Annotated in this window: 18 protein-coding genes and 1 pseudogene; 9 read left to right on the plus strand and 10 right to left on the minus strand. The window is 72.9% G+C overall.

Annotation, left to right across the window (positions count from 1 at the left end; genetic code table 11):
* The first annotated feature begins 90 nt into the window (after positions 1-90).
* Positions 91-1,638 carry an MFS transporter gene (locus ACFFBG_RS14600; RefSeq protein ID WP_375479941.1) on the plus strand — a complete coding sequence of 516 codons (1,548 nt, stop codon included), beginning with the start codon at positions 91-93 and terminating at the stop codon, positions 1,636-1,638.
* Positions 1,639-1,845: 207 nt separating this feature from the next.
* Here the strand turns inward: ACFFBG_RS14600 and ACFFBG_RS14605 are convergent.
* From ACFFBG_RS14605 to ACFFBG_RS14625, 5 genes and pseudogenes are all read right to left on the minus strand, one after another.
* Positions 1,846-2,082: pseudogene (locus tag ACFFBG_RS14605) on the minus strand (MauE/DoxX family redox-associated membrane protein); the annotation flags it as partial.
* A 29-nt stretch (positions 2,083-2,111) separates the two neighbouring features.
* On the minus strand, positions 2,112-2,498 hold the full coding sequence (locus ACFFBG_RS14610; RefSeq protein ID WP_375479943.1) for a glyoxalase superfamily protein: 387 nt from the start codon (positions 2,496-2,498) through the stop codon (positions 2,112-2,114).
* A 100-nt stretch (positions 2,499-2,598) separates the two neighbouring features.
* On the minus strand, positions 2,599-3,741 hold the full coding sequence (locus ACFFBG_RS14615) for a CaiB/BaiF CoA transferase family protein (RefSeq protein WP_375479945.1): 1,143 nt from the start codon (positions 3,739-3,741) through the stop codon (positions 2,599-2,601).
* A gap of 98 nt (positions 3,742-3,839) precedes the next feature.
* The gene (locus ACFFBG_RS14620; protein ID WP_375480051.1) at positions 3,840-6,005 is read right to left on the minus strand and encodes a 3-hydroxyacyl-CoA dehydrogenase NAD-binding domain-containing protein; all 2,166 of its coding nucleotides are present in this window, start codon (positions 6,003-6,005) and stop codon (positions 3,840-3,842) included.
* On the minus strand, positions 6,002-7,213 hold the full coding sequence (locus tag ACFFBG_RS14625; RefSeq protein ID WP_375479947.1) for an acetyl-CoA C-acetyltransferase: 1,212 nt from the start codon (positions 7,211-7,213) through the stop codon (positions 6,002-6,004). The genes ACFFBG_RS14620 and ACFFBG_RS14625 overlap by 4 nt, the downstream gene beginning before the upstream one ends.
* A 170-nt stretch (positions 7,214-7,383) precedes the next feature.
* Between ACFFBG_RS14625 and ACFFBG_RS14630 the strand changes: the two genes are divergently transcribed.
* On the plus strand, positions 7,384-8,157 hold the full coding sequence (locus tag ACFFBG_RS14630; RefSeq protein ID WP_375479949.1) for a MerR family transcriptional regulator: 774 nt from the start codon (positions 7,384-7,386) through the stop codon (positions 8,155-8,157).
* A 4-nt stretch (positions 8,158-8,161) separates the two neighbouring features.
* Here the strand turns inward: ACFFBG_RS14630 and ACFFBG_RS14635 are convergent, their stop codons facing one another.
* Positions 8,162-8,707, minus strand: a complete 546-nt coding sequence (locus ACFFBG_RS14635; protein ID WP_375479951.1) for a DUF3515 family protein — start codon at positions 8,705-8,707, stop codon at positions 8,162-8,164.
* Positions 8,708-8,784: 77 nt separating this feature from the next.
* On the minus strand, positions 8,785-9,021 hold the full coding sequence (locus ACFFBG_RS14640) for an Lrp/AsnC family transcriptional regulator (protein ID WP_375479953.1): 237 nt from the start codon (positions 9,019-9,021) through the stop codon (positions 8,785-8,787).
* A gap of 126 nt (positions 9,022-9,147) precedes the next feature.
* On the opposite strand from ACFFBG_RS14640, the gene ACFFBG_RS14645 reads away from it, so the two are divergent.
* The gene (locus ACFFBG_RS14645; RefSeq protein WP_375480053.1) at positions 9,148-10,086 is read left to right on the plus strand and encodes a thiamine-phosphate kinase; all 939 of its coding nucleotides are present in this window, start codon (positions 9,148-9,150) and stop codon (positions 10,084-10,086) included.
* 47 nt (positions 10,087-10,133) lie between these two features.
* Positions 10,134-10,619 (plus strand): GNAT family N-acetyltransferase, encoded by a 486-nt coding sequence (locus ACFFBG_RS14650; protein ID WP_375479955.1) that lies wholly within the window; start codon positions 10,134-10,136, stop codon positions 10,617-10,619.
* Between the two features lie 4 nt (positions 10,620-10,623).
* On the opposite strand, the gene ACFFBG_RS14655 is transcribed toward ACFFBG_RS14650, so the two are convergent.
* The 3 genes from ACFFBG_RS14655 to rpmB form a co-directional block, all read right to left on the minus strand.
* Positions 10,624-11,154, minus strand: a complete 531-nt coding sequence (locus ACFFBG_RS14655; protein WP_375479957.1) for a hypothetical protein — start codon at positions 11,152-11,154, stop codon at positions 10,624-10,626.
* A gap of 95 nt (positions 11,155-11,249) precedes the next feature.
* Positions 11,250-13,805 (minus strand): LuxR C-terminal-related transcriptional regulator, encoded by a 2,556-nt coding sequence (locus tag ACFFBG_RS14660; RefSeq protein ID WP_375479959.1) that lies wholly within the window; start codon positions 13,803-13,805, stop codon positions 11,250-11,252.
* 93 nt (positions 13,806-13,898) lie between these two features.
* A complete protein-coding gene (gene rpmB, locus ACFFBG_RS14665; RefSeq protein WP_375479961.1) occupies positions 13,899-14,090 on the minus strand; it encodes a 50S ribosomal protein L28 in 192 nt (63 codons plus the stop codon).
* A 214-nt stretch (positions 14,091-14,304) separates the two neighbouring features.
* On the opposite strand from rpmB, the gene ACFFBG_RS14670 reads away from it, so the two are divergent.
* The 5 genes from ACFFBG_RS14670 to ACFFBG_RS14690 all read left to right on the plus strand — a co-directional run bounded on the left by ACFFBG_RS14670 (position 14,305) and on the right by ACFFBG_RS14690 (position 20,141).
* Positions 14,305-15,963, plus strand: a complete 1,659-nt coding sequence (locus ACFFBG_RS14670) for a DAK2 domain-containing protein (RefSeq protein WP_375479963.1) — start codon at positions 14,305-14,307, stop codon at positions 15,961-15,963.
* A gap of 1 nt (position 15,964) precedes the next feature.
* Entirely contained in the window at positions 15,965-18,208 is a 2,244-nt protein-coding gene (recG, locus tag ACFFBG_RS14675) for an ATP-dependent DNA helicase RecG (RefSeq protein ID WP_375479965.1), read from the plus strand.
* A 133-nt stretch (positions 18,209-18,341) separates the two neighbouring features.
* Positions 18,342-18,896: a 16S rRNA (guanine(966)-N(2))-methyltransferase RsmD gene (gene rsmD / locus ACFFBG_RS14680; protein WP_375479967.1), complete on the plus strand. Its 555-nt coding sequence runs from the start codon at positions 18,342-18,344 to the stop codon at positions 18,894-18,896.
* Positions 18,897-18,925: 29 nt separating this feature from the next.
* Positions 18,926-19,408, plus strand: a complete 483-nt coding sequence (gene coaD, locus ACFFBG_RS14685) for a pantetheine-phosphate adenylyltransferase (protein ID WP_375480055.1) — start codon at positions 18,926-18,928, stop codon at positions 19,406-19,408.
* 19 nt (positions 19,409-19,427) lie between these two features.
* Complete coding sequence (locus ACFFBG_RS14690) at positions 19,428-20,141, plus strand: hypothetical protein (RefSeq protein WP_375479969.1); 714 nt, start codon at positions 19,428-19,430, stop codon at positions 20,139-20,141.
* The last annotated feature ends 87 nt before the right edge of the window (positions 20,142-20,228 follow it).

Consider the following 20,228-nt stretch of genomic DNA (forward strand, 5'->3'; position numbering starts at 1 on the left):
CCCGCCTGCAGCCGCTGAGACACACGTCCCAATCGCGCCGAGGAGGCTCGAACCGGGAAGGGGAGGGCAGGCCTCGGCGTTTTGTCCGGGATGACTGCCACCCAAGTGACCGCGCCGTCCGGCACAACTCAGCCGGCCGCGGCCCCCGGTCCGGTCGATCCGTCGGCTGTCCGACACCGGCAACACAGATTCTCTTCGCCCTACGCCCTGGCTGTTTCGCTGTCGCTGCTGGCGCTGTCGCCCTTCATCGTGCTGACGACCGCGACCCAGTCCGTCACCGAGCTGATGGCCCGCAGCTTGCACGCGTCGAGCACCACCCTCGAGGTGGGGTCGGGCCTGTCGAACGCCGGCTACGCGCTCGGCGCCGTCGTGGCCGCCGACCTCGCCCAGCGATTCGTGCAGCGCCACCTGTTCCTGGTCTACGAGGCCGCCTTTGTCGTGGCGTCGGCGCTCGCCGGGTTCGCGCCCAACGCGACGGTGTACCTTATCGGCCACGTGCTGCAGGGGATGGCCACCGGCCTGCTGCTCGTCGCGGCCCTGCCGCCGCTGATCCTGAGGTTCCCGCCCAGTCGGCTGCCGCTCACCGTCGGCTTCGTGAATATCGGCCTGTTCGGCGCGATCGCGCTCGGCCCGTTCCTCGGCAACGTGTTCGCCGACATCGGTCAATGGCGCTGGCTGTTCATCGCGGCGGCGGTGCTGGGCGCGCTCGGCTGGGCCGCCGCATGGTTCGGCTACGAGGTGTGGCCGCCATTCAATCCCGAGCTGCCGGTCGACAAGCCGGTGTTCCCGCTCGCTGTCGCTGCGACCTTCCTGCCGTTCCTCGGCAGCGCCCTGGCCGGCAAGGTCGGGTTCGGGTCGCCGTGGTTCTGGGGCCCGATCACGGTAGGCGTGCTCGCCCTGGTGACGTTGATCGGCTACGAGTACCGCCATCGCCGGGAACCGCTGATGCCGGTGCGGGCGCTGTCCAGCGCTTTGCCGGTGTCCGGGACCCTCGGCGCGATGCTGGGCGGCGGGGCGTTCGTGGCAGCGTTGTCCCTGATCACGATCGCCCAGCGCGAGCGCGGGGTGCCGCTGCTCACGGCGGGGCTCGAGTTGCTGCCGCTGGTGGCCGGGGTCGGCGTGTCGTCGGTGCTGTTCCGCCGCTACCTCACCCGCGCCGGCCTGCCGCTGCTCGCGGGATCCGGGCTCGTCGCGGTCATCGCCGGCATCGGCGTCGCGCTCCCGGTCGCCTGGTCGGCCAGCCCAGCCGTCTGCGTCCCGATCGCTTCGCTCCTGCTCGGCTTCGGGGCCGGCGCGTCCGTCGCCCCCGCGCTGTTCCTCGCCGGACTCGGCGTGGAGTCGCAGAAGATCGGCCGGGCGTTCGCGTTGATCGAGCTCATGCGCAGCGAGGCGGCGTTTCTGATCGCACCGGTCCTGGTGGTGCTCGCCGCGCACATCGGCGGCCTGCCCGGCGTCCGGGAAGCTCTCGTCATCTCACTCGTCATCGCCACGTCGGGCCTGTTGCTCGCTGTCCTCGTCTACGTCGGCAGCGGCACCCGCCCCCACCGTCCCGACGTCCTGCGATGGCTCGGCGGCGAGGGCCAGGCGTTGCACTCGCCGCCGCTGTTCGCGCGATTGCGCGGACTGCCCGTCGACTGAACGGCGGCGTGGCTCCGCGGTCAGCAACCGGCCGACGGAGCGCGCTCGGGTCGGTGATGTGGTGCGGGAGATCCAGGCCGCCCAGATCACCAGCGGGATCTGCAGCGGCAGCCTGCCCCACGCGACCCACGGTTGATTGGTCCAGCCGCGTCCGCTGCCGGAATCGAGCGCCATCTTGATGTTGGCCGGAAACACCGCGACGAAGAGGATGACGGCCGCGATGGCCGCAGCGCGGCGGGTCCGGCGCACGGCGAGGCCCACCGCGACGGCCAGCTCCGCGACGCCGCTCGCCCGAACCCACAGCGCAGGCGAGCCCAGGAACCGCGGCACAATGGCCTCGAACCCCGACGGCGACAGGAAGTGGTCCGTGCCGGTGGTGAGCAACAAAACGGCGAGCGCCCACGCGAGCACCGACGTGCGGCGGCGTTCCGGGACGCTGGCCACGTCGCCACCCTATGCGGGCTCGGATGCGGCTATCCGGTTTCCGTCGCGGGCAGCCGCTTGATCTCCTGCACGTTCCAGGCGTTGCCGTCCGGATCGGCGAAGTACACGAACCGGCCCCAGGGCAAGTCGGCGACGTCGCTGACCGGCACGCCGCGGGCGGCGAGCTCCTCGTGCGCGGCGTCCGCGTCGTCGACCACGAGCTGCAGCCCCTCGAGCGAGCCAGGCGACATCGTGGTCAGCCCCTCGCCGAAGCAGATCGAGCAACCCGACCCGGGCGGGGTCAGCTGCACGAAACGAAGCGAGTCGTCGACGCGCTGATCGTGATCGGCGTGGAAGCCCACCTTGTCGACGTAGAACTCCTTTGCGACGTCGACATCGGTGACCGGCACGCAGACCAACTCGAGTTTGTAGTCCATGCCCGCGATGCTGCCCTAGGGCGCCGACACCGCAAGTTGTCCGCGCCACGTCGGCGGATGACCCCGCCGAGCGAGGACGACTGTCGAGGTGTGGGCGCCCTCAGGCGATCGCTCCGGCAGCCCGCAGCTCCGCCAGCTCGTCCTCGCCGAAGCCCAGCTCGCCGAGCACCGCGCCCGTCGCGCCGCCGAGCGGCTCGACGTGCGCGGCCGCCGCGGCCGGCGTCGCCGAGAAGCGCGGCGCCGGCCCGGGCATCGCGGCGCCGTCCACTTCGACGAACGTCCCACGCGCCACGTTGTGCGGGTGCCGCAGCGACTCGGCCAGGGTGAGCACCGGCGCGACGCAGGCGTCCAGCGGCTCGAACACCGCGGCCCACTCGTCGCGGGTCCGGCCGCGGAACGCCTCGCTGAGCACGGCGGCGCAGGCGTCCCAGTCGGCGGGGGAGTAGGGCGACGGAGTCGTCGCCGGGTCGAGTTCGAGCGCGCGCACCAGTTCGGCCCAGAACTGCGGCTCGAGCGGCCCGACAGCGACCCATTTGCCGTCCGCGCACTCGTAGCAGCGGTAGTTCGGCGCCCCGCCGTCCAGCAGGTTCGACTCGCGCCGGTCCTGCCACCCGCCGCTGGCCGCGAAGACCCGGGTCATGGACGCGAGGTAGGACGCGCCGTCGGTCATCGCGGCGTCCACGACCTGGCCGACGCCGGTCGCGCGGGCGGACAGCAGCGCGGCGAGCAGGCCGGTGGCGAGGAACATCGCGCCCCCGCCGAAGTCGGCGACGTAGTTGATCGGCGGCGTCGGCGGGCCTGCTGCCGGGCCGATGCCGTGCAGCAGGCCGGTGATCGCGAGGTAGGTCAAGTCGTGCCCGGCGGTGCTCGCGAGCGGGCCGTCCTGTCCCCAGCCGGTCATCCGGCCGTAGACCAGGCGCGGGTTCCGGGCGAGCACCGCGTCCGGGCCGACGCCGAGCCGTTCGGCCACGCCCGGCCGGAATCCCTCGATGAGCGCGTCGCACCGCTCGGCCAGCCGCAGCACGATCTCCGCCGCGCCCGACTTGCGCAGATCCAGCCCGATCGAGCGCCGCCCGCGTCCCATCGGGCTGGCGGCCAGCACGTCCGCGAGCCCCGCCGACCCGGACAGCTTGTCGACGCGGACGACCTCCGCGCCGAGATCGGCGAGCAGCATGCCGAGGAACGGCACCGGGCCGATCGCGGGCAGCTCCAGCACCCGCACCCCGTCGAGCGGTCCGGCCATCGTCCGCCTTTCGATCGAGCCGCCCCCGCTTCGGGAGTTGTCCGCGCGTCGTCGGGCTATGGGCCGGTGACGCGAGGACAACGCGCGACGTGCACGGGCTAGAAGGTCTCGCCGTTCTCCGCCTTCTTGCGCAGCAGCGGATTCGGCTCGAAGCGCGGGCCGTACTCCGCGGCGAACTCGTCGGCACGCGCGACGAACGCTGTCACGCCGGCCCCGGAGTCGAACCCGTTGATGTACTGCAGCACGCCGCCGGTCCACGGCGGGAAGCCGATGCCCATGATCGAGCCGATGTTCGCGTCCGCGGTCGTGATCAGCACGCCCTCTTCGACGCAGCGCGCCGACTCGACCGCCTCGATCACCAGCATCCGCTCGCCGAGCTTGTGCAGGTCGACCTTGGACGGATCGCCCTGCGACGGGAAGTGCTCGGCCAATCCCGACCACAGCCCAAGACGTTTGCCCGACTCGTCGTAGTCGTAGAAGCCCGCGCCCTTGAGCCGGCCCGGCCGGCCGAGCTCGACCATCTTCTCGACGACGTCCTCGGCGGGATGCCGCGCGTAGGCGTCGCCCAACGCGTCGCGGGTTTCGTTGCGGATCTTCAGGAACAGCTCGAGGTTCAGCTCGTCAGCCAGCTGCAGCGCGCCGACCGGGTAGCCGGCCTGCAGGGTCGCCTGTTCGATGGTCGACGGCACGACGCCCTCGCCGAGCATCGCCACCGCCTCGTTGACGAACGTCCCGATGACGCGCGAGGTGAAGAAGCCGCGGCTGTCGTTGACGACGATCGGCGTCTTCTTGATCTGCGCCGCGTAGTCGAGCGCTCGGGCCAACGCCTCGTCCGAGGTCTGCTCGCCGCGGATGATCTCCAACAGCGGCATCTTGTCGACCGGTGAGAAGAAGTGCAGGCCGATGAAGTCCTTCTTCCGCTCGACGCCCTCGGCCAGCGAGGTGATCGGCAGCGTGGACGTGTTCGACCCGAGCAGCGCGTCCGGCGCGACGACGCCCTCGGTCTGGCCGAAGACTTCGTGCTTGAGCGACACCTTCTCGAACACGGCCTCGACGACGAGGTCGCAGCCGGCGAGGTCGGCGTAATCGGCGCTTGGCGTGATCCGAGCCAGCACTTCGTCGGCCTTGGCCTGCTCCAATTTCCCGCGGGAGACGGCCTTGTCGAGCAGCTTCTTCGAGTAGTCCTTGCCCTTCTCGGCCGCCTCGATCGAGACGTCCTTGAGCACGACCTGCATGCCGTTGCGCGCGCTGACATAGGCGATGCCGGCGCCCATCATGCCGGCGCCGAGCACGGCCACCTTCTGCGCGGGCCGCTTGTCGTAGCCGGCCGGCCGCGAGCCGCCGGCGTTGATCGAGTTCAGGTCGAACCAGAACGCCTGGATCATGTTCTTCGCGACCTGGCCGGTGACCAGGTTGACGAAATAGCGGCCCTCGACCTTCAGCGCGGTGTCGAAGTCGACCGTCGCCCCCTCGACCGCAGCGCACATGATGTGGTGCGGCGCAGGCATCGGGGCGCCCTTGAGCTGCTTTTTCAGGTTGCCCGGGAACGCGGGCAGCATGCCCGCGAGCTTCGGGCTGCTCGGCGAGCCGCCCGGCATCCGGTAGCCCTTCGCGTCCCACGGCTGCTCGGTCGCGGGATTCGCCTTGATCCAGGCGCGTGCCTTATCCAGCAGCTCGTCGGGCGTCGCGGCCAGCTCGTCGACGATGCCGACGCCTACCGCGTCGGCCGGCTTATAGCGGGTGCCCTGCAGCAGCACCTTCATCAGGCCGTCGCCGAGGCCGAGCAGCCGGGTGATGCGGGTGACGCCGCCGGCGCCGGGCAGCAGGCCGAGGGTGACCTCGGGCAGGCCGAACTGCGCCTTCGGGTTGTCCAGCGCGATGCGCCGGTTGCAGGCGAGCGCGATCTCCAGGCCGCCGCCGAGCGCCGCGCCGTTCAGCGCGGCGACGGTCGGCTTGCCGAGCTTCTCGAAGCGGCGGAAGTCGGACTTGATCTTCTCGATGCCCGCGGTGAACTCCTCGGCGTTCTCCGGCGTCACCTGGGCGAGCAGCTTGAGATCGCCGCCGGCGAAGAAGGTGTCCTTCGCCGAGGCGACGATGACGCCGGTGACGGATTCCTTCTCGGCCTCGAGCCGGTCGACGGCGGCGGTCAGCGACGAGCGGAAGTCGTCGTTCATCGTGTTGGCGCGCTGGTTGGGGTCGTCGAGGGTCAGCGTGACGATGCCCTCGCCGTCCTGCTCCCAGCGGATCGTGTCAGTCATGCTCAGACCCTCTCGACGATGGTCGCGACGCCCATGCCGCCGCCGATGCACAGCGTGGCCAGGCCGCGCCGCAGGTCGCGACGCTCGAGCTCGTCGACCAGCGTGCCGAGGATCATCGCGCCGGTTGCGCCGAGCGGGTGGCCCAACGCGATGGCGCCGCCGTTCACGTTCAGCAACTCATGCGGGATCTTCAGGTCCTTCATGAACTTGAGGACGACCGCCGCGAACGCCTCGTTCAGCTCCCAGAGGTCGATGTCCTCGACCGTCAGGCCGGCCTTGGCCAGCGCCTTCTCCGCCGACGGCGTCGGGCCGGTGAGCATGATCGTCGGCTCGGAGCCCACGACGCCGACCGAGATGATGCGCGCCCGCGGGGTCAGTCCGTTGGCGGTGCCCGCCGCCTCGTTGCCGACGAGCACCAGACCGGCGCCGTCGACGATGCCGGAGGAGTTGCCCGGCGTGTGCACGTGGTCGATCTTCTCGACCCAGTGGTACTTCTGCAGCGCGACCGCGTCGAAGCCGCCCATCTCGCCCACCGCGGCGAAGCTCGGCTTGAGGCCGCCCAAGGATTCGACGGTCGTGCCGGGCCGCGGGAACTCGTCGTGGTCGAGCACGATGGCGCCATTCAGGTCCAACACCGGGATGACCGAGTTGGCGAACGCGCCGTCCGCAATCGCCTTCGCCGCGCGCAGCTGCGACTCGGCGGCGTAGGTGTCGACGTCGGTGCGGCTGAATCCCTCGAGCGTCGCGATCAGGTCGGCGCTGACGCCCTGCGGCACGAAGCTGGTCGCGTAGGCCGTCTCCGGGTCCTGCGCCCACGGGCCGCCGTCGGAGCCCATCGGCACCCGGGACATCGACTCGACGCCGCCGGCGACGATGAGGTCCTCCCAGCCGGAGCGCACCTTCTGCGCGGCGACGTTCACAGCCTCCAAGCCGGAGGCGCAGAACCGGTTGAGCTGGAAGCCCGGGCCGGACGTCTCGTAGCCCGCGGCCAGCGCGGCGGTGCGGGCGATGTCGGCGCCCTGCTCGCCGACCGGCGACACGCAGCCGAGGATGACGTCCTCGACCGCTGCCGGGTCGAGCTGGGCGTTGCGCTTGCGGAGCTCCTCGAGCAGGCCGACCACCAGCGACACCGGCTTCGTGCCGTGCAGCGATCCGGTGTCCTTGCCGCGGCCGCGGGGCGTGCGCACCGCGTCGTAGATGAATGCTTCGGTCATCGTCCTACCGTCCTGTCTCGACAGTTCTGATTCGTGCGGCCTTGTTTCGCTGAGCAGCCGACCGTTCCAGTTCTACTGTCACGATGCGCGGCGCGCCAGTGTTTGTGGCTCGGCCGACGCCGTCGGCGCGCAAACAGCGGCTCGGCCGGCGCGGTTTACCCTCGACAACCATGGCAGAGGCGGCGACCGAACCGGCGAACAGCCCGCCGGCTGGGCAGCCGAGCGACGAGTACACCGTCGACGAGTACACGGTCGACGAGTACACGGTCGACGAGCTCGCGGCGCGGACCGGGCTGACGGTGCGCACCGTGCGCTTCTACGCCAGCGAGGGCCTGCTGCCGCCGCCCGAGCGTCGCGGCCGGGTGGCCTTTTACGACGGCCGGCATCGGATGCGGCTCGACCTCATCCGAACGTTGCAGGAGCACGGCTACACGCTGTCGGCGATCCAGCGGGTGCTGGCTCGGCTCTCCGCCGACGCCTCGCCGGCCGAGTACGCCGTCCAGGGCGCCGTGCTCGCCCCGTGGCTGCCGGACGCGACCGAGGAGTTCGACCGCGCGGCGCTCGAACGCCGGATCGGCCGGCGGATCACCGACGAGCAAGAGGATTTCCTGATCCGGGTGGCGGCGCTGGAGCGGCTGCCGGACGGCCGGTTCCGCGCCTCGCCCGCATTGCTCGGGCATGCGATCGACCTTCTCGCGCTGCCGGTTCCGCATAGCGTGCTCGAGGAGTCCGCGTCGATCATCCGCACGCACGCCGCGGCCGTCGCCGACGGGCTGACCGACCTGTTCGCCAAGGCGATCTGGGGGCCGTACCAGCGCGGGGCGCTGGACCACGAGCAGGTCGTGGCGATCCTGGAGCGGATGCGCCCGCTGGCGCTGCAGGGGCTGGTGGGGTCCTTTGCCCGCGCCGCCGACGAGGCCGCCCGGCGGCGGCTCGAACGCTGACGCCTCACTTGCGGCGGGTGCACAGATCGTCTGGGTCGGCCGCCGTGCCGCTGCCGTCGCACACGGCGGGCAGGGCCTTCGCGATGGCGTCGGACAACGGCGGCATCACGTTCACGACCGGGTACTTGGCCGGCACCGAGATCGAGATATAGGCCGCTCGGTCCACGGTGGTGAAGACGTCGCCGCCTCCTGCGGTCGTGACGTCGTACCAGGGGCCGGCAGCGGGTCCCGCGACCACGAACTTGGCCGACGAGCCTGGGACCAGGTCTTTCGGACGACCCGCTCCGCAGGACAGCACGACGGCCGGATCGCCCCATGCCACGACGTTTGGGGTGTCGGGCTTGGTGTGCACCACACGCGGCGTGAGCTTGCCCAGCGACACCGGCAGCGCCGCGAGCACCTTGGCGCAGTTCGCCGCCTGCGCGGTGGCCTGCGGGGGCGCCGAGGCCGAGATCGCCGGCAGCGGCGCGCCGCTGCTCGACGGCGTGGAGCTGCCGGTGTTGCCGGTGATCGCGGCGAGCGCGAAGGCCGCGATCACGACGAATGGCACGGTGACCGCTGTCGCGATCAGCGCCGCTCGACGGCGGACCGGGTCGATGAGTGGCTCCGGCAGGTGTTGGCGGCCGGTTACAGGTGGACGACCGGGCAGGTCAGCGTGCGGGTGATTCCCGGCACGCCTTGCACCTTCGCGACCACCAGCCGGCCCAGCTCGTCGACGGTGTCCGCCTCGGCGCGCACGACCACGTCGTACGGCCCGGTGACGTCCTCAGCACTGGTCACGCCCGCAAGCCCGGCGATCTCTTCGGCGACCGCGGCAGCCTTGCCCACCTCGGTCTGGATCAGGATGTACGCGCTGACGCTCATCACCACCCGCGCCGAGCGGCGCGTCCCTCCCTCGAAAGAGCTTTGCGGACCGGTAGAACGTAGCGCAGGGCGACGCGTCGAGTTCGGCGCCGGTCGGCCGGCAACAGCAGTGAAGGGGCGAGGGTCATCACCGTTTCCGAGGTCGGCGAGTTCGGTCTGATCGCGCGGGTGACGGCCGGGCTCGAGCGGACGCCGGCGGTGCTGATCGGCCCGGGCGACGACGCCGCGGTCGTGCGCGCCGAGGACGGCCGGGTCGTGGTCTCGACGGACATGCTCGTCGAGAACCGGCACTTCCGCCGCGACTGGTCGGCCGCGGACGACGTCGGGCACAAGGCGGTGGCGCGGGCGTTCTCCGACATCGTCGCGATGGGCGCCACACCGACCGCGCTCGTCGCGGCGCTGGGCGTTCCCGGCTCGCTCGAGCTGTCCTGGACGGACGGGTTGATGGCGGGGCTGCGCGAGGAATGCAGCCACGTCGACGCCGCGCTGGTCGGCGGCGACGTGACGGCCGCCGAGCAGATCACCTTGGCGCTGACGGCCTTGGGCGATCTCGGCGGCCGCCCGCCGGTGACGCTGGCGGGCGCCCGCCCTGGGGACGTCGTCGCGGTGTGCGGGCGGCTCGGCTGGGCGGCGGCCGGCTTCGCGGTGCTGAGCCGCGGGTTCCGCTCGCCGGTGCAGGTGGTCTCCGCGCACCGACGTCCCGAGCCGCCCTACTTCGAGGGCCCGCACGCCGCGCAGCTCGGCGCGACCGCGATGACCGACGTCAGCGACGGGCTGGTCGCCGACCTCGGACACGTCGCCGCGGCGAGCGGGGTGCGACTCGAATTGCGCGGCGAACTGCTCGACGTCCCGGCCAAGCTGCGCGAGGTGGGCGCGGCGCTCAACGTCGATCCGCTGGTGTGGGTGCTCACCGGCGGCGACGACTACGCGCTCGTGGCGACCTTCCCGAAGGGCGCCGACCTGCCCGACCCGTGGCGTGTCATCGGCGCCGCGACCGACGCCGAGCCAGGTGTGCGGGTCGACGGCCGGCGCTGGCCGCACGGCGGTCACGAGCACTTCCGCTGACCACGGGAATAGACGCAGCCGGTATTGCCGCGGGTTAGATTCCATGGGTGTTCGAGGTCGAAGTCCGTCCCTACGACGACGCCGACGTGCGAGCTATGGAAGCCGAGGTGCAGGAGCACTACGTCCAGCTCTACGGCGGCCCGGATGGCGCCGCGATCGACGCGGCGCAGTTCTCGCCGCCGGCCGGGCTCTTCCTGGTGGGGCTGCTCGACGGCGAGCCGGTCGCGATGGGCGGCTGGAGGCGCCTGGCCGATGGCAGCGCCGAGATCAAGCGGATGTACGTGCGCGGCGTGGCCCGTCGCCGCGGCCTGGCCCGGGCCCTGCTCGCCGAGCTCGAGGGCGCGGCGTGCGCCACGGGGATCCGCCACATGGTGTTGAACACCGGCCCGCAGCAGCCTGCCGCAATCGCGATGTACGAGGCTGCCGGCTACCGGCCGACAGCGGCCTTCGGGCATTACGCGTGCCAGACCGGCGCGCTGTTCTACCGCCGTGACCTGACCGACGATCCTGACCGCCCTGCTGCGACGCCGTGAACGCTTACCCGCCCGGCGTCACCGGCGCGACTCCGGCCCGCGCGGCTGCGGCGACGGCCTCGCTGGTGGTGCGCGCGCCGAGCGCGGCGCGCGCGGCGGCCAGCCGGCGGTCGGCGGTGCGCCGCGAGAGGTGCAATTCGCGCGCGGCCTGGCCGAGCGTCGCGCCGCCGAGCAGCAGCGCGAGCAACGAGCGCTGATCGGCGTCCAGCCCGCTCGGCGGCGGGCCGATCCGATGCTCCACCTCGCCAAGGCGCCGAAGGTCGTCGCAGAGCCGGTCGATCACCTCGCGCGGCGCGGCCGCGTCCACGACGAGATCGGCGCCGGCGACGGCGCAGAGCACCGCAGTGGCGGCGTCCTCGGCGTTCGCGACACGGCCCACCCGCACGGTTCGGCCGCGCTGCAGACCCGCCGCCGCGTCGCGCCGGTCGTCACGCGCAAAACCCGGTGTCGCGCGCGCGACCGGCCCGGCGAACTGCGTAGCGGCTGCTGCGACGGCGTCCGCCCGGTGCTGCTCCAGCACGAGGAACCTGCTCACCACCTGATGTTGCCCTGCCTTGGCGCCTGAGATGGTCGCGTTTTCGGCCTAAATCTTGACCAACTCAGGCGCCAAGGCAGGGGTCCGGGGTGGCGTCAGGCGAGCGCGGCGGCCTGCGCTCGGCTCACCGCGCCGAGCTTTGCCGACGCCGAGGACAGCTGGGTCACCACCGTGTGCCGCGAGATCCCCAGCCGGCTCGCGATCTGGGCGTTGGTGAGCCCGGCCCCGACCAGCTGCAGCAGCTCGCGCTGCCGTCCGGTCAGCGCGTCGCCGGCGTCGCGGACGCGCGGCGCCGATCGGCGCTCGCCCGCCGCGCGCAACGAGCGGTGAACGCGGCCGAGCAGCGGCGCCATGCCGTGTTGACGTGCGCGCGCCTCCACCGCTTCGAGCAGTCGCACGGCGTCCTCGGACCCGGCGCGGCGGGCGGCCTCGGCGGCGCCCCACAGGCAGCGCAGCTCGCCGCGACGGTGGTAGGGCGCCCACAGCCGCGCCGCTTCGCGCAACAGTTCGGCCGCATGCGCGCCGTCGCCTCGATGCAATTCCCGAACGCCGGCCATCTCGAGCGGGATCGCCCGCAGGATCGGCCGCTCCTGCGGGCTCGCCGGCTCGCCGGGATCGATGCCCAGATCCAGTCGCGCCCAGGACCGGCTGACGCAGCCGAACAATGTGTTCACGTCGCTCTCGTGAGCGCTCGTGTACTCGTCGGCGTAGCGCAACGCCTCGGCCGGCCGGCCGGTCCAGAACGCCGCCTCCAGCCGCACCCACAGCGCCTCCATGCGGCCCCGGGAGTCGTCCGCCAGCCGGCTCTGCGCGGCGGCGAGCCGGCGCAGCGCCTCATCAGCCCGGCCGACGTCCACCAGCGCGACGCAGAACAACTCGAGCAGCTGGCCCTGCGCGCGGGCGTCCAGCGTTTCGGCGAGCAGATCCTCGGCCTCGTCGAGCACGCTCGAGTAGTCACCGGCGTGGAAGTCGAGCCCGACGAGCGTCACGCGCATCATTCGCTCCCACTCGCCGAGACCGAGCTCGGCGGCCCGATCGCGGTATCGCCGGGCGAGCGCGCGCCCGGCGGCCGGGTCGCCGCTCATCTCGTGCGTGGAGATCAAGTTGGTCGCCGCCAACAGCTCGGTGACGGTGTCGGCCGCCTCGGCGGCCAGCCGGATCGCCCGCTCGAGGCCTTCGACGGCGCCGGGCCGGTCGAAGATCGCCGCAGCCGTCCCGTGCAGGTAATGGGCGCGGGCGAGGTCGACGCCGTGCTCCGCAGCCAGCTGCAACCCGCGTTCCGCGGCGGCCATCCCGGCCTCGGCGTCGAAGTCGACGAATACCGGGACGCGGGTCTGCTCGATCAGCAGCCGCACCCGTGTGTCGCTGTCGGCGCCGCCGGCCGTGTCGCTGTCGGCGCCGCCGGCCGTGTCGCTGTCGGCGCCGCCGGCCAGTTCGAGGCCGGCGCTCAACGCGGCTCGCAACCCCTCGACGTCGCCCGCGGTGTAGGCGCCGCGGGCGCGCAGCAGGCACGCCGCGGCGCGCGCGTCGGTGTTGGCGGGGTCGATCAGGTCGAGCGTGCGGGTCATCTCGTCCCAGTGGTTGACCAACTCGAGCGCGCGAGCCGCGCGCAGGCGCAGCTCGTCGGCGTCCGGCCCGACGGCGCACGCGGCGGCGACAGCGAGGTGCCGGGCCCGTTCGGCCGGGCGGGTCGTGGCATCGGCGGCGCGCAGGGCAGCGGCGTAAGCCAACTCGCTCTGCCCGGCCAGTAGCAGGTGGCGGGCGGCCTCGCCGTCGTCCCGGACCTCGTCGGCGATGCGCTTGTGCAGCGCGCGCGCCTCGTCCGCGGCCAGCCGGTCGGCCGCGATCTCTGCGAGCAGAGCGTGCCGCGCCTCCACCATCGGCGCCCCGCCGGCTGAGCGGTCGGCGACGAGCACGGCGAGGTCGGCGTCGACCAGTTTCTTGACGCCGATCTCGCCGACTGCCGCCGCGCTGACCGGCCGGCCAGCGAGAGCGAGCAGATTGAACGCGTCTTGGCCGACCGGCCCGAGCTTGCGCAACCGCGCCTCGATCGCCAGGCGCAGCGACGCCGACGGTTCGCCGGTCGCCGCGAGCTCGCGCAGCAGCAGCGGGTTGCCCCCGGCCCGGGCGAGCAGCTGCGCCCGGCCGCCCGGCGAGAGGTCCGGCCGCAGCGCGGCGACGAGCTGGGCCGACTGCTCCTCGGTCAGCCCGGGCAAGGTGACGACCTCATACCCCGCCGATCGCAGCTGCGCGACGGCGCGGTCGGTGCTCGGTTCGCCGCTGCGCACACCGGCGAGCACGGCCACCCGACCGGCCAGCCGCGCCGCGACGTCGAGAGTCGTGTGCGCCGCCCAGTGCAGGTCGTCGAGCAGCAGCACGCCGGCGCCGACCGCCGCTTCGACGTCCTGGGCGACCGCGGTCGCGTCAGCGCCGACCAGCGGCCGCTGCAGCGCGCGCTCGAACGCCAGGTAGTCGAGCCAGTCGAGCGTCGACAGCGCGCCGCCCTCGAACACCGGCCGGCCGGCTGCCGACGCGGCGGCTCGCAGCACGGTCGTCTTGCCGACTCCGGCCTCGCCGACCAGGACGACGGGCGTGTCGTCAGCGAGCAACTCCGCCAACCGGGCGAGCTCCGCGCCGCGTCCGCCCACCACCGCCGCATGATCGCATGCGACTCGAGGCGTCGACGACGACGGCCCGCCTCGCAAAGGCGAGACGGGCCTTGGGTCGACGGTCAGGCGGCGGGGTCAGCCGCGGGTCACCTTGCCGGCCTTGAGGCAGGAGGTGCAGACGCGCAGGCGGCGGCGGGTGCCGGGCGCCACGATCGCGCGGACGGACTGCACGTTCGGGTTCCACCGGCGGTGGGTCCGGCGGTGTGAGTGCGAGACGGACATGCCGAAGCCCGGACCCTTGCCGCAGACATCGCAGACGCTGGCCACTGGTACTCCTTGGGACGCGGATCGGTCAGAGATCTTGTTTCGGCGGCCAGCACGGCCGGCCGAGCACCCGAGGCGGAATCGGGCAACCTGAGTAGTCTAACCGCTGCCGATCGACGCGGCCAAACTGCGTCTGGCCTCGTTCCCGGCCCGGTCCTTCGCCATTGCGCGGCGGCGCGACAGTATCGTCCGGCCGACCCGTTTGCGAGGAGTGCCCGTGCTCGACGCGCTGGACGCGGCCGCCGTGCAGCGGTGGAGCCGCACCGCGGTCGAGCTGCTCGACGCCCACCGCGCGCAGATCGACGCGCTGAACGTGTTTCCGGTGGCCGACTCGGACACCGGCGCGAACATGCTCACGACCTTGCGCGCGGCCGACGACGCGGTGGCCGCCGCCTGCTCGGCTCGGGTCGGCCGGCCCGAGCCGGGCGCGCCCGCGGTGCTGGCAGCGTGGGCGTCCGGCGCTGCGGCAGGGGCGCTCGGCAACTCCGGCTTCATCATCTCCCAGATCCTGGCCGGCATCGCGGCCGCCGCTGCCGGCGTGCCCGCTGCCGGGTCGCTCGGCGACGGGGCCGCCTCCGCCGTCGCGCTGGCCGACGGCCTCGACCGCGGCGCCACGCTGGCCCGGGCCGCGGTCGTCACGCCGGTCGACGGCACGATGCTCACCGTCGCCCGCGCGGCCGCCGACGGGGCGACGCGCGCTGCGGCCGACTCGGCGGCCGACGGGCCCGCCGACCTCGCAGCCGTCGCGCGAGCGGCCACGGCGCATGCCGACCGTGCGCTGCAGCGCACCCCTGAGCAGCTGCCGCAGCTCGCCCAGGCCGGCGTCGTCGACGCGGGGGGTCGGGCCTTTGTGCTCGTCCTCGACGCGCTCGTCCGGGTCGTCACCGGCGAACCGGCGACGCTCGCGCCGGTGCGGACGCCGCTGCGCTCAACAGATTTGGGCTCGCCGGATCCGGGGCGGCAGCCGGCCGTCGCGATCCCGGCCTACGAGGTGCAGTTCGCGCTGGCTGCCGACGCCGCGGCGATCGACGGCCTCAAGCACCAGCTCGCCGCGCTCGGCGACTCCATCGCCGTCATGCCCACCGGCCAGGGCCGCTGGAAGGTGCACGTGCACGTTGACGACGTCGGCGCCGCGATCGAGGCGGGTGTGATCGCGGGCCGGCCGCACGGCATCAGCGTCGTGCCGCTGGTGACTGCCGCTCCGCACGACGACGGGCCGTCCGCGGTGCTGGCCGTCGCGCCCGGCGCGGGGCTGACGCACCTGTTCGAACGCGAGGGAGTGCGAGTGGTCGACGGCGGGGCCGACGACGCCCCGTCCGTCGACGACGTCGTGGCGGCGATGCGGGCCACCGGCGCGCGCGAGGTCGTGCTGGTCCCCAACGCGACACGGGTCGCGGGTCTCGCGGAGTCGGCGGCCGCGCTGGGCCGCGCGCAGGGGATGCGGGTGTGGGTGGTGCCCACTCGATCTCCGGTGCAGGGTTTGGCCGCCGTCGCCGTGCACGACGCCGCACGCCGCGTCGACGACGACGTCGTCGCAATGGCCGAGGCCGCCGCGGCGACCCGGTTCGCCGAGCTCGTCGTCGCCGGCGCCGAGGCGCTCACCGCGGTCGGCATCTGCCAGCCCGGCGACGTCCTCGGCCTCATCGACGGCGAGGTCGTCGAGATCGGGCAGAACTTGCAGGACGTCGCGCTCGCCGTCGTCGACCGGCTGCTCGGCGTGGGCGCGGAGCTGATGACCGTCCTCGTCGGCGAGAACGCCGCGGCCGGGCTGCCCGAGCTGATCGAGCGGCACGTCCGCGCCCGCGCGCCGCTGACCGACGTCTGCGTGTATGCCGGCGGCCAGCCGGACGTGCCGCTGATCTTCGGAGTCGAGTGACGTGCCCACGCTCGACACCCCGCTCGTCGACACCGTCGGCCTGCGCACCGCGAAGGCGCTGGAAAAGGCCTTCGACATGCGGGCCGTGCGCGACCTGCTCGCGCACTACCCGCGCCGGATGGCCGAGCGCGGTGAGCTGACCGAGCTCGCGAAGCTGCGCGTCGACGACGAGGTCACCGTGCTCGCCGACGTCCTGGCCGCCACCCCGCGCCGTTCGAGTCGGGGATCTCGGCTGGAAGTCACGGTCGGGGACCGGACGGCGAGCCTGCAGCTGGTGTTCTTCGGCAAGGGCGCCTGGCGGGCGAAGGACCTGCAACCAGGGCGGCGCGGCTTGTTCTCGGGCAAGGTGGGCCAGTTCCGCAACACCCGGCAGCTCGTGCATCCGGACTATCTGCTGCTCAGCACCGCTGACGACGCAGACGAGACTGCGGACGCCGAGGCGGACATCTACGCCGGCCGGCTGATCCCGGTCTACCCGGCGACGCAGGCCGTGCGCACCTGGACGATCTCGAACGCCGTCCGGCAGACGCTGCTGGTGCTCGACCTGATCCCGGACCCCCTCGACGCCGCCGTGCGCGCCCGGCACGGGCTGCTGGAGCTGGACGTCGCGTTGCGCGCGATGCACGAGCCGGACGACCTCCGCCAGTGGCAGGCCGCGCGCCGCAGGCTGGCCTGGGACGAGGCGCTCGGCATCCAGTTGGTCCTCGCCCAGCGGCGCGCCCTGGCCAGCGCCAACCCGGCGACGCCCCGACCGCCCCGACCTGGCGGGCTGCTCGACGGGTTCGACTCGTCGCTGCCGTTCGAACTGACCGCGGGGCAACGGGAGGTGGGGGAGACGCTTGCCGCCGAGCTCGCCGCGCCGCATCCGATGCACCGGCTGCTGCAGGGCGAGGTCGGTTCCGGCAAGACCGTGGTGGCGCTGCGCGCGATGTTGCAGGTCGTCGACGCCGGCGGTCAGGCCGCGTTCCTGGCGCCGACGGAGGTGCTCGCCACCCAGCACGCCCGCACGATCGAGACGATGCTCGGGCCGCTCGCGCGCGGCGGTCAGCTCGGCGGCGCCGATCGCGCCACTCGCGTCACGCTGCTGACCGGGTCGTTGCCCGCTGCCGCGCGCAAGACGGCGCTGCTCGCGGCCGCGAGCGGAGAGGCGGGCGTGGTCGTGGGCACGCACGCCCTCATCCAGCAGCACGTGCAGTTCGCCGATCTCGGCCTCGTCGTCGTCGACGAGCAGCACCGCTTCGGCGTCGAGCAGCGCGACGCCCTGCGGGCGAAGGCGGCGCAGCCGCCCCACGTGCTCGTGATGACCGCGACGCCGATCCCGCGCACCGTCGCGATGACGGTCTTCGGCGACCTCGAGACCTCGACGCTGCGCGAGTTGCCGCTCGGCCGGTCGCCGATCGCGACGTCGGTCGTGCCGACGGCGGAGAAGCCGGCGTGGCTCGAGCGCGGCTGGCAACGGATCCGCGAGGAGGTCGCCGCAGGCCGGCAGGCCTACGTCGTCTGCCCGCGGATCGGCGCGGACATGGCCGAGTTCGAGGCGGACTTCGCCGCCGGCGGGCCGGACGTAGAGGATCCGGGCGACCTCCTCGGCGCCGACGACAGCGATCTCGGCCTCGACGGGGACAGCCCGCGGCCGCCGCTCGCGGTCGTCGACGTGCTGCCGATGCTCGCCGAAGGCCCGCTGCACGGCTTGCGGATCGCCGCGCTGCACGGCCGGCTCTCCTCGGATGAGAAGGACCGCGCGATGACCGACTTCGCCGCGGGCCGGATCGACGTCCTCGTCGCCACAACTGTGATCGAGGTCGGCGTCGACGTGCCGAACGCGACCGTGATGACCATCCTCGACGCCGACCGCTTCGGCGTGTCGCAGCTGCATCAGCTGCGCGGCCGGGTAGGCCGCGGCGGACACGCCGGGCTGTGCCTGCTCGTGTCCGACGCGCGGGCCGGCACCCCGGCGCGCGAGCGCCTGGACGCGGTCGCCGCGACCACGGACGGCTTCGAACTCGCCCGCCTCGACGTGGAACAGCGACGCGAGGGCGACGTGCTCGGCGCGGCGCAGTCCGGGCGGCGTCGCTCGCTGAAACTGCTCTCGCTGCTGCGGGACGAGCCGCTGATCACCTCCGCGCGGGCCGCGGCGAGCGAACTCGTCCAAGGCGACCCCACGCTCGAGGCGCATCCGCTGCTGCGGGAACAGCTCGCCGCCCTGCTGCGCGACGAGCAGGCGGACTATCTGGAGAAGGGGTGACCGGGCGCCCGCCGCGGCGAAGCCCCACCCCCGCGATGATCTCGGCCGGAACGTGCGAATCCGCGTGGTTGGGCCGAGATCATCGAGGGTGGTGCCGGCGCGGACGACGCCGGCGCCGGCGCGGCGGCGAACGGTGAGGATCGTTGGCGGCGCGGCAAAGGGCCGGCGGCTCGCCGGACCGGCCGACGGCACGCGGCCGACCTCGGACCGGGCGCGGGAGGCCATGTTCAACTCGCTCGCGGCGACGCTGCGAATGGACGGCGCGCGGGTGCTTGACCTGTTCGCCGGCACCGGCGCGGTCGGCCTCGAAGCGCTGTCCCGGGGCGCGGCCGAGGCGGTGCTCGTCGAGAAGAGTCGGGCGGCGCTCGGCGTGCTTCGGCGCAACGTGGAGCTCGTCGGCCTGCCCGGCGCGACCGTCGCCGCCCGTCCGGTCGCGTCGTTCCTGAGCGAACGGCCGGAACGACCCTTCGACCTCGTCTTCGCCGACCCGCCCTACGCCTACGACAACGCGAAGGTGCAGGGGCACGTCGCCCAGCTGATCCTGCAGGACTGGCTCGCGCCCAACGCCTACGTCGTCGTCGAACGGTCAGCCCGCACGCCGCTGACCGGCTGGGCGCACGATTCGCTCGCCGCCGTCGGCGAGCGGCGTTACGGAGACAGCGTGCTTTGGTACGGTCGGCGACGATGAAACCCCCAGAGGCGGGCGGCACAGCCATCGTGCGACGCGCGCTGTGCCCCGGTTCCTTCGACCCGGTCACCAACGGGCATCTCGACATCATCGACCGCGCCGCGAACCTCTACGACGAGGTCGTCGTGGCGATCTTCGTGAACCAGTCGAAGTCGAGCCTGTTCGAGGTGGACGAGCGCCGGGAGATGCTCGCCGAGGTCACCGCCGGCTACCCCAACGTCACGATCGACACCTTCGAGGGCCTGGTCGTGGACTACTGCCGCGTGCACGACATCCCGGTGATCGTGAAGGGCCTGCGCGCGGTGAGCGACTTCGACTACGAGCTGCAGATGGCGCAGATGAACCGCGGGCTCGCCGGCGTCGACACGCTGTTCATGCCGACCAACCCGGAATACAGCTTCCTTGCCTCTAGCCTGGTCAAGGAGATCGCAAAATGGGGCGGCGACGTCGCGTTGCTCGTCCCGCCGATCGTGTTGAAGAGGCTGACGGAGCGCACCAGTTCCGCAGGGTGACGGCAGGAGGCTCGAGGCGATGGCGGACGAGGCGCTGCGCCGGGCAGACGAGCTGCTGAACGAGCTGATCGACACGATTGAGACGGCGCGCGCGCTGCCGATGTCCGCCTCGTGCGTCCTGCCCCGGGAACACCTGCTCGACCTGCTCGACGAGCTGCGCGAGGTGCTCCCGCCGGAGATGGACGAGGCCCGAGCGGTGGTCGCCACCCGCGACCGCGTGCTGACCGACGCGCGCGAGGGCGCCGCGGAAATGCGGGCGCGCGCCGTCGGGGAGGCCGACGCGGTGCTGGCTGACGCGGCGCATCGCGCCGGGGAGGTCGTCGTCGAGGCCGAGCAGCGGGCGGCCCAGACCTTGGACGCCGCTCGCGCCGAGCACGCGCGCCTGGTGTCGGCCACCTCGGTGCACCAGGCCGCGGCCGCCGCCGCCACGGCGCTTCGCGAAGACGCCGAAAAGTACCACCAGCAGGTCAGCGCGGACGCTCAGCTCTATGAGACAAAGGTCCGCGGCGACGCCGACCGCTACGCCCGGCAGGCCAGGGCGGAGGCCGAGCGCTACGTCACCAAGCTGACCGCGGACGCCGAGGACTACGCCGAACGCACCCTCGACGAGCTCTCTTCGGTCCTGCACCGGTCGGCCGCCACCGCCGAGCAGGGCCGCGCCGCACTCGCCAGCCGCCGGGCGACGGCGTGGGCCGCCGAAGGCGACGCCGCGGCGGCCCCGCTCTCCGCCTGACCCGCGGACCAGCGCGGCACGGCAAAATTCGTCAGCGCGGCGCCCCCTCGGCTAGGCTGATCAACGGCCTCAACCCGATCGAGGCCG

The organism is uncultured Jatrophihabitans sp., from assembly GCF_964251945.1.
Classification (GTDB): Bacteria; Actinomycetota; Actinomycetes; order Mycobacteriales; family Jatrophihabitantaceae; genus Jatrophihabitans.

Excerpts from the sequence above, each read along its gene's own strand:
- ACFFBG_RS14610 (WP_375479943.1), bottom strand. The coding sequence starts at position 2,498 with ATGGACTACAAACTCGAGTTGGTCTGCGTGCCGGTCACCGATGTCGAC.
- ACFFBG_RS14630 (WP_375479949.1), top strand. The coding sequence starts at position 7,384 with ATGGCAGAGGCGGCGACCGAACCGGCGAACAGCCCGCCGGCTGGGCAG.
- ACFFBG_RS14600 (WP_375479941.1), top strand. The coding sequence starts at position 91 with ATGACTGCCACCCAAGTGACCGCGCCGTCCGGCACAACTCAGCCGGCC.
- ACFFBG_RS14690 (WP_375479969.1), top strand. The coding sequence starts at position 19,428 with ATGGCGGACGAGGCGCTGCGCCGGGCAGACGAGCTGCTGAACGAGCTG.
- ACFFBG_RS14615 (WP_375479945.1), bottom strand. The coding sequence starts at position 3,741 with ATGGCCGGACCGCTCGACGGGGTGCGGGTGCTGGAGCTGCCCGCGATC.
- ACFFBG_RS14640 (WP_375479953.1), bottom strand. The coding sequence starts at position 9,021 with ATGAGCGTCAGCGCGTACATCCTGATCCAGACCGAGGTGGGCAAGGCT.
- ACFFBG_RS14625 (WP_375479947.1), bottom strand. The coding sequence starts at position 7,213 with ATGACCGAAGCATTCATCTACGACGCGGTGCGCACGCCCCGCGGCCGC.